The organism is Methylobacterium carpenticola (assembly GCF_042748905.1).
In the GTDB taxonomy this organism is placed as follows: domain Bacteria; phylum Pseudomonadota; class Alphaproteobacteria; order Rhizobiales; family Beijerinckiaceae; genus Methylobacterium; species Methylobacterium carpenticola.
The window spans coordinates 1,510,003-1,523,206 of sequence record NZ_JBHZEO010000001.1 but is presented as its reverse complement, the minus strand read 5'-3'; the positions used below and the strand labels follow the sequence as shown (position 1 = coordinate 1,523,206).

At 71.1% G+C, this 13,204-nt stretch carries 12 protein-coding genes; 4 read left to right on the top strand and 8 right to left on the bottom strand.

Annotated elements, in window-relative coordinates; genetic code table 11:
• Nucleotides 1-6: 6 nt before the first annotated feature.
• The 3 genes from ACE101_RS07325 (at nt 7) to der (ending at nt 2,861) form a co-directional block, all read left to right on the top strand.
• A complete protein-coding gene (locus tag ACE101_RS07325) occupies nt 7-600 on the top strand; it encodes an NnrU family protein (protein WP_379127336.1) in 594 nt (197 codons plus the stop codon).
• An 85-nt stretch (nt 601-685) separates the two neighbouring features.
• Nucleotides 686-1,396: a tetratricopeptide repeat protein gene (locus tag ACE101_RS07320; RefSeq protein WP_379127333.1), complete on the top strand. Its 711-nt coding sequence runs from the start codon at nt 686-688 to the stop codon at nt 1,394-1,396.
• Between the two features lie 121 nt (nt 1,397-1,517).
• Entirely contained in the window at nt 1,518-2,861 is a 1,344-nt protein-coding gene (gene der / locus ACE101_RS07315) for a ribosome biogenesis GTPase Der (RefSeq protein WP_379127330.1), read from the top strand.
• 112 nt (nt 2,862-2,973) lie between these two features.
• Here der and ACE101_RS07310 read toward each other — a convergent pair whose 3' ends face one another.
• Together ACE101_RS07310 and ACE101_RS07305 are read right to left on the bottom strand one after the other, a co-directional pair.
• Nucleotides 2,974-3,144, bottom strand: a complete 171-nt coding sequence (locus tag ACE101_RS07310) for a hypothetical protein (protein ID WP_379127328.1) — start codon at nt 3,142-3,144, stop codon at nt 2,974-2,976.
• 23 nt (nt 3,145-3,167) lie between these two features.
• Nucleotides 3,168-3,575 (bottom strand): dihydrofolate reductase family protein, encoded by a 408-nt coding sequence (locus tag ACE101_RS07305; protein WP_379127325.1) that lies wholly within the window; start codon nt 3,573-3,575, stop codon nt 3,168-3,170.
• 237 nt (nt 3,576-3,812) lie between these two features.
• Between ACE101_RS07305 and ACE101_RS07300 the strand changes: the two genes are divergently transcribed.
• Nucleotides 3,813-5,504 carry a methyl-accepting chemotaxis protein gene (locus ACE101_RS07300; RefSeq protein WP_379127322.1) on the top strand — a complete coding sequence of 564 codons (1,692 nt, stop codon included), beginning with the start codon at nt 3,813-3,815 and terminating at the stop codon, nt 5,502-5,504.
• A 48-nt stretch (nt 5,505-5,552) separates the two neighbouring features.
• On the opposite strand, the gene ACE101_RS07295 is transcribed toward ACE101_RS07300, so the two are convergent.
• The 6 genes from ACE101_RS07295 to ACE101_RS07270 form a co-directional block, all read right to left on the bottom strand.
• Entirely contained in the window at nt 5,553-6,317 is a 765-nt protein-coding gene (locus tag ACE101_RS07295; protein ID WP_379127320.1) for an SDR family NAD(P)-dependent oxidoreductase, read from the bottom strand.
• Between the two features lie 6 nt (nt 6,318-6,323).
• Nucleotides 6,324-7,826 carry an amidophosphoribosyltransferase gene (gene purF, locus ACE101_RS07290; protein WP_379127317.1) on the bottom strand — a complete coding sequence of 501 codons (1,503 nt, stop codon included), beginning with the start codon at nt 7,824-7,826 and terminating at the stop codon, nt 6,324-6,326.
• 176 nt (nt 7,827-8,002) lie between these two features.
• Nucleotides 8,003-8,599 (bottom strand): CvpA family protein, encoded by a 597-nt coding sequence (locus tag ACE101_RS07285; protein ID WP_379127316.1) that lies wholly within the window; start codon nt 8,597-8,599, stop codon nt 8,003-8,005.
• A gap of 120 nt (nt 8,600-8,719) precedes the next feature.
• Complete coding sequence (gene radA / locus ACE101_RS07280; RefSeq protein ID WP_379127314.1) at nt 8,720-10,153, bottom strand: DNA repair protein RadA; 1,434 nt, start codon at nt 10,151-10,153, stop codon at nt 8,720-8,722.
• 66 nt (nt 10,154-10,219) lie between these two features.
• Nucleotides 10,220-11,332 carry an alanine racemase gene (alr, locus tag ACE101_RS07275; RefSeq protein WP_379127312.1) on the bottom strand — a complete coding sequence of 371 codons (1,113 nt, stop codon included), beginning with the start codon at nt 11,330-11,332 and terminating at the stop codon, nt 10,220-10,222.
• Nucleotides 11,333-11,465: 133 nt separating this feature from the next.
• The gene (locus ACE101_RS07270) at nt 11,466-12,953 is read right to left on the bottom strand and encodes a replicative DNA helicase (protein WP_379127309.1); all 1,488 of its coding nucleotides are present in this window, start codon (nt 12,951-12,953) and stop codon (nt 11,466-11,468) included.
• Nucleotides 12,954-13,204: the final 251 nt, after the last annotated feature.

The window sequence follows — 13,204 nt, the reverse complement described above, 5'->3', positions numbered from 1 at the left end:
GTCCCCATGCTGGTCCTCGTGCTCGGCCTCGTGCTGTTCCTCGGCACCCACGCCTTCACCATGCTGCGCGGGCCGCGCGAGCGGCTGATCGCGCGGATCGGGGAGGGGCCCTACAAGATCGGCTATTCGCTCCTCGCGGCGGCGGGCTTGGTCGTGATCGGCCTCGGCTACGGCCAGTACCGTGCGAACGGCATGATCGAGCTCTGGTCGCCGCCGCTCTGGACGCGCCATCTCGCGCTGCTCCTCACGCTCCTCGCCTTCATCTGCCTCGCCGCCGCCTACCTGCCGGGGCGGATCAAGGGCCGGCTCAAGCACCCGATGCTGGCGGGCGTGAAGATCTGGGCGAGCGCGCATCTCCTCGCCAACGGCGATCTCGGCTCGATCCTCCTGTTCGGCGGCTTTCTCGCCTGGGCGGTGGCGGCGCGCATCAGCGCCAAGAGGCGCGACGTGGCGAAGCCGCATAGCGGCCCGGCCGCCGCTCCGGCGGGCTGGCGCAACGACGCGCTCGCGGTGGGCGTCGGCGTCGCGGCGTGGCTGGTCTTCGCCCGGGTGCTGCACCCCTGGCTGATCGGCGTTCCGGTCTGGCCGGGGCAGGCGTGACGCGCTCGCCTTCGCCGCAGGTCTGTGCTACGCGGGCCGCCCTGTCGCGGGCGCGCGCGGCACGTTTCCGGCGAGCGAGTCCGAGATGAAAGAAGACGAGTTCATCCGCGAGGTCAACGAGGAATACCGGCGAGACCGGGCCGCCGAGGTCTGGAAGCGCTACAGCGGCGTATTCATCGGAATCGCGGTGCTCGTGGTGCTCGGCGTCGGCGGCTGGCGCTTCTGGCAGCACGAGCAGCAGGTCCAGGCCGAGACGGCGAGCCGGCGCTTCGACGAGGCCGTGCGCAGCGCCAAGGACAAGGGCGCCGAGGCGGTCAAGAGCTTCGAGGCGGTGGCCGCGGAGGCGCCGGGCGGCTACCGCGTGCTCGCCCGCCTGCGAGCGGCGGCCGAGACCGGCAAGACCGATGCGGCGGCCGGCGCCAAGGCCTACGCGGCGATCGCGCAGGACACCGCGATCGGACAGGGCCTGCGGGACGTGGCCCGCCTGCGTGGGGCGCTGCTGCGCCTGGACGCGGAGGATCCGGAGGCACTCAACACGCTCCAGGGTCTCGCGACGCCGACGAACGCCTTCCGGCACACGGCCCGCGAGATGCTGGGACTGACGGCCCTGCGCAAGGGTGATCTCGAGGGGGCCGGCCGCTGGTTCGATCAGATCGCCGGCGACCGCGAGACGCCGCCCGGCCTGCGCCAGCGCCTGGAGGTCTACATCGCCCTGGTGGCGGGCGGCCCGGTGCAGGTGAGCGACGCCGCTCCCGCGGCTCCGGCCGCACCGCCGCCGCCGCAGGTCACGCGCTGAGGCCGAACGTTCTTCGCGCGGGCCCCTGTCCCTGCACGGGAGAGGGGTTCTCGCGTTATCATCGGGTCCGGCGCGCTCCGTCCGGCGCCCGTCCGACCTTCACGATCAGGAATCCTCATCCATGCCGATGCCCACCGTCGCGATCGTCGGGCGTCCGAATGTCGGCAAGTCGACGCTGTTCAACCGGCTCGTCGGCCGCAAGCTCGCCCTGGTGGACGATCGTCCCGGCGTCACGCGCGATCGGCGCGAGGGCGAGGTGCGGCTCGGCCACCTGCACTTCACCATCATCGACACGGCGGGCCTGGAGGAGGCGGATTCCGAATCCCTCGCCGGGCGCATGCGCGCGCAGACCGAGGCGGCGATCGCCGAGGCGGACGCGGTGCTGTTCGTGATCGACGCCCGCGCGGGCCTGCTTCCCGCCGACCAGCCCTTCGCGGAGCTGGTCCGGCGCTCGGACAAGCCGGTGATCCTGCTCGCCAACAAGGCCGAGGGCGGAGCGGGCCTGTCGGGCGCCTACGAGGCCTTCGGGCTCGGCCTGGGCGATCCGGTGCCGGTCTCGGCCGAGCACGGGGAGGGCATGGGCCAGCTCCTCGACGCCCTGGCGGAGGTGCTGCCCGAGCCGGACGAGGACGACGACGCGGAAGGCGCGGACAAGCCGCTCAAGGTCGCCATCGTCGGCCGGCCCAATGCCGGCAAGTCCACCCTGATCAACCGGATGCTCGGCGAGGACCGCCTCCTCGTCGGGCCGGAGGCCGGCATCACCCGCGATTCAATCTCCCTCGACTGGGAGTGGCGCGGGCGGCGCATCAAGCTGCACGACACCGCCGGGATGCGCCGCCGCGCCCGGGTGGACGACAAGCTCGAGAAGCTCGCCGTGTCGGACGGCCTGCGGGCGGTGCGCTTCGCCGAGGTGGTGGTGGTGCTCCTCGACGCGACGATCCCGTTCGAGAAGCAGGACCTCACCATCGTCGATCTCGTCGAGCAGGAGGGCCGCGCCCTCGTGATCGGCCTCAACAAGTGGGACCTCGTCGCCGACCAGCCGGGCCTGCTGAAGGAGCTGAAGGAGAAGGCGACGCGGCTCCTGCCGCAGGTGCGCGGCGCCGCCGTGGTGCCCCTCTCGGGCCTCGCAGGCGACGGCATCGACCGCCTGATGCAGGCGGTGGTCGGGACCTTCGAGGTCTGGAACCGCCGGGTGCCGACGGCGCGCATCAACCAGTGGCTGTCCGAGGCGGTGCAGGCCAACCCGCCGCCCGCCGTGTCGGGCCGGCGCATCAAGATCCGCTACGCCACGCAGGTGAAGGCGCGCCCGCCGCATTTCGCGCTGTTCGGCAACCAGCTCAACGCGCTGCCGAAATCCTACACGCGCTACCTCGTGAACGGGTTGCGCGACGCCTTCGACCTGCCGGGCGTGCCGATCCGGCTGTCGCTGCGCACCTCGAAGAACCCGTTCGACAAGGGCGAGTGATACGGTTTCCGGACGATCACTTTCGGAAACCGTATCACGAGCCCGCGCGGCGCCTGAGCGAGGCCGGTTTCCGCATCGCGAAGCGATCATCCGGAAACCGTATGAGGCCGGTTCAGCGCAGCTTCGGATCCGCGGGCAGGTGCTTGGTATAGGCCTCGCGCTGCTCCTTCTCGCGGAGCAGGGCCTCGTAGGCCGCCTTCTGCTCCGCCGACACCGTCAGCGTGCGGCCGCGCTCGGATTTGCGGCGCGGCTTGCGCTTGAACTGATCCGCGTTGTCGGTCATCGAATCGCCCCCTCTGGCGGCGGCTACCCTCGCAGCTTGCCGCCGACGAGCCAAGCCGGATCGAACCAGCGGTCGGCCTCGCCGTCATAGGGCAGGCGGGTGATGTCCCATTGCTGGATGTAGGGCGCGTAGACGTTCCACACCGCGATGCCCCCGCCCACGAAGATCCGCCGGCCGGGATAGCGGGCGAGCACCGCCCGCGGGTCCTCGTGCGAGCGGATGATGTGGATGGTGCGATCCTTGTAGGCGAAGTCCGGCACTGCCTCGATGGTCTTCGGGCCGGCGATCAGGACATGGCCCTGCGTCTCGGCGAAGAAGCGGGTGACGTCCTCCACGTAGAGCGGATCGGTGTTGCCCTCCCATGGCAGACGGCCGTTGAGGCCGAGCTGGCCCCGCTGCCCGATGGCGCACATTGCCCTGACGTCGATCATCGCGACTCCTCGTGTCGGGCGCCTCATAGCGGCTCGGCCGCGGTGGCGCCAACCTCGACCAACGCCTCACCTGCCATCGCCATCCGAGAACCCGACTCGCGAGAATTCCACGCCTGCCGTCACGTCATTTCATTCCGTTGTCCAATTACTGTTAACGACCCGACCGGACATTCGGACCGCCAGATAATCCGGGAAAACCGGAGGCAACGCGATTGGGTTCGATGGGGCTTGAGGGTCATGAAGTATCTGAATCACTTGCCGCTGATCGGTAAGATCGGGATCCCGATCATGCTGGTACTGGCGGTCACGGTCGGGTTGGTGATGCAGGCGCGCGGGAGCCTGGAGGATCTACGCCACGGCACGCAGCGGATGGTGGAGATCCAGGTGGCCGGGGTCGCTCTCGCCCTGCAGATGGAGAGCGCGCTCAACGAGGCGACCATCCAGGAGAAGAACCTCATCATCGAGACACGCGCCGATGCGCGCGGCGTCTTCCAGGCGCAGTACCGCAGGGCGCAGCGCATCGCGGCCGAGCGCATCGACCAGCTGATCGCGCTTGCCGATACTCTCGAGCGGCGCGGGATCCTTGAGGAAGTCAAGCGCCGGCTGAGCGCCTACTTCGCGCACGGTGATCGGGCAGTCGAACTCGCCCTGAAGGGCGAGGCCGTGGCGGCCTACGAGATCTCGGGCTTCGCGGGGCGGGAGGCCCGGCAGGCGGTGGTCGAGGCCGCGGGCAAGCGGGTCGAGGCGAATCTGCACGACCTCGCGGCGGCCGAGGAGCGGGCCGATGCGCTGGCCGTCTCGGCCTCGCGGACATTGACCGGCCTCGCGGTCGGCGGCCTCACCCTCGCCTTCGGTCTCCTCGCCTGGGTGGTGGTCCGCGGCGTCTCGCAGCCGCTCTCCGGGATGACGGCGGCGATGAACCGTCTCGCCGCCGGGGACCTGGGCGTGGAGGTGACCGGCACCGAACGGCGCGACGAGGTCGGCTCGCTCGCCCGCTCGTTGCAGGTGTTCAAGGACAATGCGCTGCGGGCCCGCGAGATCGCGGCCACGCAGGAGGCAGAGGCGGAGGCGAAGCTGCGCCGCGCCAGCCACCTCGATCACCTCACCCGCTCGCTCGACGCGACGGTGGCGACCCTGAGCCGATCCCTGTTCGGCTCCGCGGAGACCATGCAGGTCACCGCCGCTTCGATGGCCGCGACCGCCGAGCAGGGCGCCCGGCAGTCGATGACCGTGGCGGGCGCCGCGCAGCAGACCTCCGCCAACGTGCAGACGGTCGCCGCGGCGAGCGAGGAGATGTCGGCCTCGATCCGGGAGATCGTGCATCAGGTGGCGCAATCCTCGCGCATCGCCGGGCAGGCGGTGGAGGACGCCCGCCGCACGGACGCGACGGTGCAGCGTCTCGCAGGCACGGCGGAGCGCATCAGCAGCGTCGTCGCGGCGATCGCCGACATCGCCGCGCAGACCAACCTGCTCGCCCTCAACGCCACGATCGAGGCGGCCCGGGCGGGCGCCGCGGGCCGCGGCTTCGGCGTGGTGGCGGCGGAGGTCAAGGACCTCGCCGGCCAGACCGCGCGGGCAACCGACGAGATCACGGCGCAGATCGGCGAGATCCAGGCCGCGACCCGCGAAGCGGTGCAGGACATCCAGCGGATCGGCGCGGTGATCGGTGAGATGTCGCGTCACGTGACCGGCATCGCGGCGGCGATGGAGGAGCAGGGCGCCGCCACGCAGGAGATCACCCGCAACGTCCAGGAGGCCGCGCGCGGCACCGAACTCGTGACCGCCAACATCGTCGATCTGCGCGACGGGGCCGGCACCACGGGTGAGGCCGCCGGCCAGGTGCTGCATGCGGCGCAGGACCTGTCGCGCCAGTCCGAGGATCTCGCGCGCGAGATCGGGCGCTTCCTCGCCGACGTGAAGGCGGCGTGAGCCGGCGCATGGCCCCGGTGAGACCATCGCCGGGGCCATGCGCGCAAGTCAGACGGGCTTCCGAGGCGTCAGCACGCGGTCCGTGGGGAAATCGTAGATCAGTCCGCTCCCGTTCCAGGCGGGGCTTGCCAGCCGCACGATGTGGGGGGCGAGTTCCTCGGGGGTGCGCAGCGTCTCCGGATCCTCACCCGGCATCGCGGCCCGGCGCATCTCCGTGCGCAAGGGGCCGGGATTGACGAGCATCGCCCGGATCGGCGTCGTCGCGGTCTCGGCCGCGTAGGTGCGCACCAGCGCCTCCAGAGCCGCCTTCGAGACCGCGTAGGGACCCCAATAAGCCCGGCAGCTCGACGCGGCGCCCGAACTCACGAAGATCGCCCGGCCCGCATCCGAGCGTTGCAGCAGCGGATCGAGGGAGCGGATCAGCCGCCAGTTCGCCGTGAGGTTCACGTCCATGACGCTCGCCCACAGCTTGGGATCGACGTGGCCGAGCGGCATCAGCCGTCCGAGCACGCCCGCATTGCCGACCAGAATGTCGAGCTTGCCCCAGCGTTCGTGGATCGCCGCGCCGAGGCGGTCGATGGCGTCGTAGTCGGTCACGTCGAGCGGCACGAGGGTCGCCGCGCCGCCGAATTGCCGGATGGCGTCGTCGAGTTCCTCAAGGGCACCCTGCGTGCGCGCCACCGCGATGACGTGGGCGCCCGCCTCGGCGAGCGCCAGGGCGGCCGCGCGGCCGATGCCGCGCGAGGCGCCCGTCACCACGGCGATGCGGTCGGCGAGGGGCTTGGCCCCCCGCAGGTCTGGCGTGTCGGACATCGGCGCTCAGTCGGCTTCGGCGAGGATCGCCATGCGCCGAGGCGAGGCGACGGCGAGGTCGGTCAGCGGGGTCGGGTAGTCGCCCGTGAAGCAATGGTCGGTGTATTGCGGGCAGGCCGCATCCCGCTCCACTTCGCCCATGGCCCGGTAGAGGCCGCCGATCGACAGGAAGGCGAGGGAATCCGCGCCGATGTAGCGGCGCATGCCTTCGAGATCGTGCGTCGCGGCGAGGAGCTTCTCCTTCTCGGGCGTGTCGATGCCGTAGAAGTCGGGATGGGTGATCGGCGGCGAGGCGATGCGGAAGTGAACTTCGGTGGCGCCGGCCTCGCGCATCATCCGCACGATCTTCACCGAGGTGGTGCCGCGCACGAGGCTGTCGTCCACCAGCACGATGCGCTTGCCCGCGATGGCGGCGCGGTTCGCCGAGTGCTTCATCCGCACGCCGAGTTCGCGCACGGACTGCGTCGGCTGGATGAAGGTGCGCCCGACATAGTGGTTGCGGATGATCCCCATCTCGAAGGGCAGGCCGGTCTCCTGCGCGTAGCCGAGCGCCGCCGGCACGCCGGAATCCGGCACCGGCACCACGATGTCGGCCTTGGCCGGGGCCTCCTTGGCAAGTTCGACGCCGATGCTCTTGCGCACCGCGTAGACGTTCTTGCCGTTCACGACCGAATCCGGCCGGGCGAAGTAGATGTACTCGAAGATGCAGGGCCGCATCGGCGCCTCGGGCGCGAAGCGGATCGAGCGCAGGCCCTCCTCGTCGATCACCACCATCTCGCCGTTCGCGACGTCGCGCACGAAGCGCGCACCGATGATGTCGAGGGCACAGGTCTCGGAGGCGAGGATGTAGCGGCCGTCGAACTCGCCGATGACGAGGGGACGGATGCCGAGCGGATCGCGGGCGCCGATCAGCTTCTTGTTCGTCATCATCACGAGGGCGTAGGCGCCCTCGATCTGGCGCAGGGCGTCCATCACCCGGTCCACGATGCGCACGTGGCGGCTGCGGGCGACGAGGTGGAGGATCGCCTCGGTGTCGGAGGTCGACTGGCAGATGGCGCCGTCGCGCACGAGCTGGCGGCGCAGCAGCAGGCCGTTGGTGAGGTTGCCGTTATGCGCCACCGCGAGGCCGCCGGTCTCCAGCTCGGCGAAGAGCGGCTGCACGTTGCGCAGGATGGTCTCGCCGGTCGTCGAGTAGCGGACGTGGCCGATGGCGGAGTCGCCCTTCAGGCGCTCGATCGTGGCGAGATCCGAGAAGGAATCGCCGACGAGGCCGAGCCGGCGCTCGGAATGGAACACCCGCCCGTCGAAGGAGACGATGCCGGCCGCTTCCTGCCCGCGATGCTGCAGGGCATGCAGGCCGAGCGCCACGATCGCGGCGGCGTCGGGATGGCCGTGGATTCCGAAGACGCCGCACTCCTCGCGGAGCGTGTCGCCATCGAGGTCGAGATCACCGGAATAGTCTGCGCTGCCCGCGGACGCCAACCGGCCCGAACCCGCTCGTGCTGCCATGATGTCAAGATCCTCGCGGCCGGTCCTGCCACGGCCCTGGCTATCCGACCCTGCGCCCCGGCGCGAGGCCGATCAAACACTCGTCCACGACGCATAGGCCGGGCCAGTTTGGAACTGGTCCGGTGTCGCGACTGTCATGTAAGCGAGGAGTGGGGCGGAGCCAAGACGCCGAGAGGCTACCGGCGCGCAGGGGTGGCATCCGTCCGGCGCTGCGGAGTGGTGTCCGCCTCGGCCGGCACGTCGGTGCCCGGATCGCCCTCGGGCTTGGGCTTGCGGAACTGCTTGAGCAGCTCGTCCGGGTTGCCCGGCAGCATCGCCACCAGCTTCTGCCCCGTATTGTCGAGGATGTCCTTCGAGCGCGCCTGCTGGGCCCAGTCCGGCACCTTGCCCTGGACCAGCCACGCGAGGAAGACCCAGCCGATCACGCAGATCAGGAAGCCGCGGGCGGCCCCGAAGGCGAGGCCGAGGCTGCGGTCCACCGCCCCGATGCGGGAATCGAGGATCAGGTCCGAGATCTTCACGGTGATGATCGAGACCACGAGCAGCGTGCCGAGGAAGATCGCCGCGATCGACCCGACCCGGGCGACGGTCTCGCTGGAGACGTGCTGCGCCAGCACCGGCTGGAGCAGCGGGTGGAGTTTCCAGGCGACGGCGGCGGCGGCGACCCAGGCGACGATCGCCAGGACCTCGCGCGTGAAGCCGCGCACCGCGGCCAGCAGGGCCGAGATGACCACCACGCCGAGGACGACCAGATCGAGAACGGAAAACGGCATCGCAGGAACGCACCGGGAGCGGACGGCGTTGGGTTCGGGGTGCGGCTGCCCCGCGCCGCTCCAGACCTATACCTGCCCGGAGCCGATCCGTCACCCGGGCGCTCCCGTGCGCCCGCCACCCTACTCGTCCTCGTCGTAGGCCGGCAGCCGCTCTCGCTTCTGGTTGCGCTTGGCCATGCGGCCCGCCGCGACGCCCGCGACGAGATCGGTGATGTGGCGCAGGGATTCGGCCGGGATCCCCCGTTCCCCGCCCTCGACCCGTCCTTGCGGCATGAGCGCACGGGTGAAGCCGAGCTTCAGCGCCTCCTTGAGGCGCGCCGGCGCCTGGGCGACCGGCCGGATCGCCCCCGAGAGGCCGATCTCGCCGAAATACACCGCGTCCGAGGGCAGGGCGGTGCCCGACAGGGAGGAGACCAGGGCGGCGGCCACCGCGAGATCGGCCGCGGGCTCGGTGATGCGCAGGCCGCCGGCCACGTTGAGATAGACGTCGTGGGTGCCGAGCCGGATGCCCGCATGGGCTTCGAGCACGGCGAGCACCATCGAGAGCCGGTTCGGGTCCCAGCCCACCACCGCGCGCCGCGGCATGCCGAGCGCCGAGGGCGCGACGAGGGCCTGGATCTCCACGAGGAGCGGCCGCGTGCCCTCCATGCCGGCGAAGACCGCGGTGCCGGGCGCGGCGAGGTCGCGCCCCGCGAGGAAGAGCGCGGAGGGGTTGGGCACTTCGGCGAGGCCGCCATCGGTCATCTCGAAGACGCCGATCTCGTCGGTGGGGCCGAAGCGGTTCTTGACCGCGCGCAGGATGCGGAAGTGGTGGCCCTGATCGCCCTCGAAGGAGGCGACGGCGTCGACCATGTGCTCCACCACCCGCGGTCCGGCGATCTGGCCGTCCTTGGTCACGTGGCCGACCAGGATCACGGCGGTGCCGGTGGTCTTGGCGAAGCGGATCAGGCTCTGGGCGGAGCCGCGCACCTGGGTCACCGTGCCGGGCGCCGAATCCACCGTCTCGGTCCACATGGTCTGGATCGAGTCGATGATGGCGAGCGCGGGCGGGCGGCCCTGCGTCAGGGTCGCGACGATGTCCTCGACATTGGTCTCGGCCGCGAGTTCGACCGGCGCCCGGGCGAGGCCGAGCCGCTCGGCCCGCAACCGCACCTGGCCCACCGCCTCCTCGCCCGAGATGTAGGCGACGCGCTCGCCGCGCAGGGCCAGGGCGGCGGAGGCCTGCATCAGCAGGGTGGACTTGCCGATTCCCGGATCGCCGCCGAGCAGGATGACCGAGCCGCGCACGAAGCCGCCACCGGTGACGCGGTCGAGCTCGGCGATGCCGGAGGGCGTGCGCGGCGCGTCCTTCACCTCGCCGGACAGCCCCTCCAGGGGGAAGACCCGGCCCTTCGCCCGGCTCGGCCGCGTCGCCACGGGGCCGGCGGCCGGGCTCGCCGCCCCGGTCTCCTCGACGATCGAGTTCCAGCCGTTGCAGGCCTCGCAGCGCCCGCGCCAGCGGTTGTAGACCGCACCGCAGGATTGGCAGACGAAGGTCTGGTGGGATCGGGCCATGAGGTCCTTCGTGGCGGAGGCCCCGCGGAAAACCGCGATCCCGGGCGGGAGAGGGGAGTCCGCGGCCTACGCGGCGGGGGAGACGTCCTCGATATAGTGACGATCGTAGCGGGATCCGAGGCTGGTCAGGATCTCGTAGCCGATCGTGCCGGCCTGCTTGCCGACCTCGTCGAGATCGAGCCCGTCGCCGATCAGCGTGACCGGCGCCCCGCGCGCCAGCGCCGCGGCGGGGGCCTGCGTCACGTCGAGGATGACGAGGTCCATCGAGACCGTGCCGACGAAGGGGCAACGCACCCCGCCCACCACCGCCTCGGCCCGGCCGGTCCCCGACCGCGGGTAGCCGTCCGCGTAGCCGAGGGAGAGCGTCGCGAGCCGCCGCGGACCGGGGGCGGCCCAGCGCGCGTTGTAGCCGGCCGTCTCGCCCGCCGCGACGTCGCGCAGCTGCAGGATGGCCGCCTCCAGGCGCACCACCGGGCGCATGGGGTTCGGCCGGCCCGGCGTCGGATTGCCGCCATAGAGGGCGTAGCCCGGCCGCACGATCTCGTGCCGCGCGTCCGGACCGAGGAAGATCCCCGCCGAGTTGGCGAGCGAGGCGGGCAGGGCCGGGTAGGCGGCGCGCACCCGGGCGAACTCGGCGACCTGCCGCGCGGTGACGGGATCGCCCGGCACCTCGGCGCTCACGAGATGGCTCATCAGCAGCGTCGGCGCGAAGGCGCCGAGCACCGGATCGCCGGCGAGGTCGAGGGCCTCGGCGGGGGAGAGCCCGAGCCGGTTCATGCCGGTATCGACGTGGAGCGCCGCCGGCAGCCGCTCGCCGGCCGCCCGGCTCATCCCGGCCCATTCGGCGATCTCGTCGCGCGAGCCGAGGACGGGGCGCAGCCCGAGCGCCCGGTAGGCCGGCGCGCTCCCCGGCGGGAAGCCGTTGAGGACGTAGATCGTTGCCTCGGGGAGGGCGGCGCGGGCGCGCTCGGCCTCCAGCAGATGCGCCACGAAGACGGTGCGGCAGCCCGCCCGCCACAGGGCCGGCGCGGCCCGCGCGATGCCGCAGCCATAGGCGTCGGCCTTGATCACCGCCGCGCATTCGGCCCCGGCCGCCTCCGCCGCGAGGCGGCGCCAGTTCGCCGCGAGGGCACCGAGATCGATCGTCAGGCGGGCGCCGTGGGAGAAGGTGGCCGTCATCGCCTCGCAATCCGGATCATGAGACTCGACGGCTCGAGATCGCCGCCGCTCCCCGTAGGTCATACCTGACTCGGCCACCTCGCGCCCCCGTGGCCGGTGCATGCGGGCCTGCTCGCAGGACAGGCCGGCCCGCTCAGTGCTGGTCCGGCAGCCGGTCCCCGTGCGCGAGGTTCGAGAAGCGGGTGATCTCGGCGTCGAATTGCAGCTCGACCGTGCCGGTGGGGCCGTGACGCTGCTTGCCGATGATGACCTCGGCCTTGCCGTAGACCCGGTTCATCTCGGCCTCCCAGTTGAAGAACTCCTCGGTGCCCTCGCGCGGCTTCTTGTTCTTGACGTAGTACTCCTCGCGGAAGACGAACAGCACCACGTCGGCATCCTGCTCGATCGAGCCCGATTCGCGCAGGTCCGAGAGCTGGGGACGCTTGTCGTCGCGGGACTCGACCTGGCGGGAGAGCTGCGAGAGGGCGATGATCGGCACCTCCAGCTCCTTGGCCAGCGCCTTCATGCCGGTGGTGATCTCGGTCATCTCCTGCACGCGGTTGTCGCCCTTCTTGGAGGCGCCCGAGAGGAGCTGCAGGTAGTCCACCACCAGGAGATCGAGGCCGCGCTGGCGCTTGAGGCGCCGGGCCCGGGCGGCGAGCTGCGCGATCGAGATGCCGCCGGTCTGGTCGATGTAGAACGGGATCGTCTGCATGTCCCGGGCGGCGTCGGTGATCTTGTAGAAGTCCTCCGGCCGGATGTCGCCGCGGCGGATCTTGTAGGAGGCCACGCCCGATTGCTCGGCGATGATGCGGGTGGCGAGCTGCTCGGCCGACATTTCGAGGGAGAAGAAGCCGACGATGCCGCCGTTGACGGTCTTCAGCGTGCCGTCCGGCTGCTTCTCGCCCGCATAGGCCTTGGCGATGTTGAAGGCGATGTTGGTGGCGAGCGAGGTCTTGCCCATGCCGGGGCGGCCGGCGAGGATGATCAGGTCCGAGGGCTGGAGACCGCCCATCTTGCCGTCGAGGTCGGAGAGGCCGGTGGCGATGCCCGAGAGCCGCCCCTCGCGCTGGTAGGCCTTGGCCGCCATGTCGACGGCGGCCGTGAGCGCCTCGGAGAATTTCTGGAAGCCGCTGTCGTAGCGGCCGGTCTCGGCGAGTTCGTAGAGGCGCCGCTCGGTCGATTCGATCTGGTCGCGGGGCGAGGTCTCGACCGGCGCCTCGTAGGCGGCGTTGACCAGATCCTCGCCGATGGTGATCAGCCGCCGCCGCAGGGCGAGGTCGTAGATCGTGCGCCCGTAATGCTCGGCGTTGATGACCGTGGTGGCCTCGGCGGCGAGCCGCGCGAGGTACTGGCTCACCGTGAGCCCGCCGAGATCCGCGTCGCCCAGATAGGTCTTGAGGGTGATCGGGCTCGCGAGCTTGCCGGCCTTGATCAGGCTGACCGCCACCTCGAAGATCCGCCGATGCACCTCCTCCATGAAGTGCTCGGCCAGCAGGAAGTCCGAGACCCGGTAATAAGCGTCGTTGTTGACCAGGATCGCGCCGAGCAGGGCCTGCTCCGCGTCGATGTTGTGGGGGGCGACGCGGTATTCCTGCGCCACCGTCTCCAGGTTCGCCGTCAGGGTGCTGGGAATGGCCATCCGGCGGGACTCCGTGTGTGGCGCCGCGAATCGGCGCGCTGTCCTTCAGAGATCCGGCGACGATGGCACCGGCAGGGTTGACCGAAGCTTGACGGGCGTGCGGCGCCTCGGAGCGCCCCGCCATCCCGCCCCGACGAACGCGAACGGGGCCCGGCGCTCGCGCACCGGACCCCGCTATGCTGGAACGAAAGCGGAACAAGTCAAGCCCGCAAGCCGGCTTGTCCCCGATCTCCCGGGTTGTCCCCCGGGGT

Bases quoted from the DNA above. Each gene is read 5' to 3' on its own strand.
- ACE101_RS07305 (WP_379127325.1), bottom strand. From the start codon at position 3,575: ATGATCGACGTCAGGGCAATGTGCGCCATCGGGCAGCGGGGCCAGCTC.
- der (WP_379127330.1), top strand. From the start codon at position 1,518: ATGCCGATGCCCACCGTCGCGATCGTCGGGCGTCCGAATGTCGGCAAG.
- alr (WP_379127312.1), bottom strand. From the start codon at position 11,332: ATGACGGCCACCTTCTCCCACGGCGCCCGCCTGACGATCGATCTCGGT.
- ACE101_RS07325 (WP_379127336.1), top strand. From the start codon at position 7: ATGCTGGTCCTCGTGCTCGGCCTCGTGCTGTTCCTCGGCACCCACGCC.
- ACE101_RS07310 (WP_379127328.1), bottom strand. From the start codon at position 3,144: ATGACCGACAACGCGGATCAGTTCAAGCGCAAGCCGCGCCGCAAATCC.
- ACE101_RS07300 (WP_379127322.1), top strand. From the start codon at position 3,813: ATGAAGTATCTGAATCACTTGCCGCTGATCGGTAAGATCGGGATCCCG.
- purF (WP_379127317.1), bottom strand. From the start codon at position 7,826: ATGGCAGCACGAGCGGGTTCGGGCCGGTTGGCGTCCGCGGGCAGCGCA.
- ACE101_RS07285 (WP_379127316.1), bottom strand. From the start codon at position 8,599: ATGCCGTTTTCCGTTCTCGATCTGGTCGTCCTCGGCGTGGTGGTCATC.
- radA (WP_379127314.1), bottom strand. From the start codon at position 10,153: ATGGCCCGATCCCACCAGACCTTCGTCTGCCAATCCTGCGGTGCGGTC.
- ACE101_RS07320 (WP_379127333.1), top strand. From the start codon at position 686: ATGAAAGAAGACGAGTTCATCCGCGAGGTCAACGAGGAATACCGGCGA.
- ACE101_RS07295 (WP_379127320.1), bottom strand. From the start codon at position 6,317: ATGTCCGACACGCCAGACCTGCGGGGGGCCAAGCCCCTCGCCGACCGC.
- ACE101_RS07270 (WP_379127309.1), bottom strand. From the start codon at position 12,953: ATGGCCATTCCCAGCACCCTGACGGCGAACCTGGAGACGGTGGCGCAG.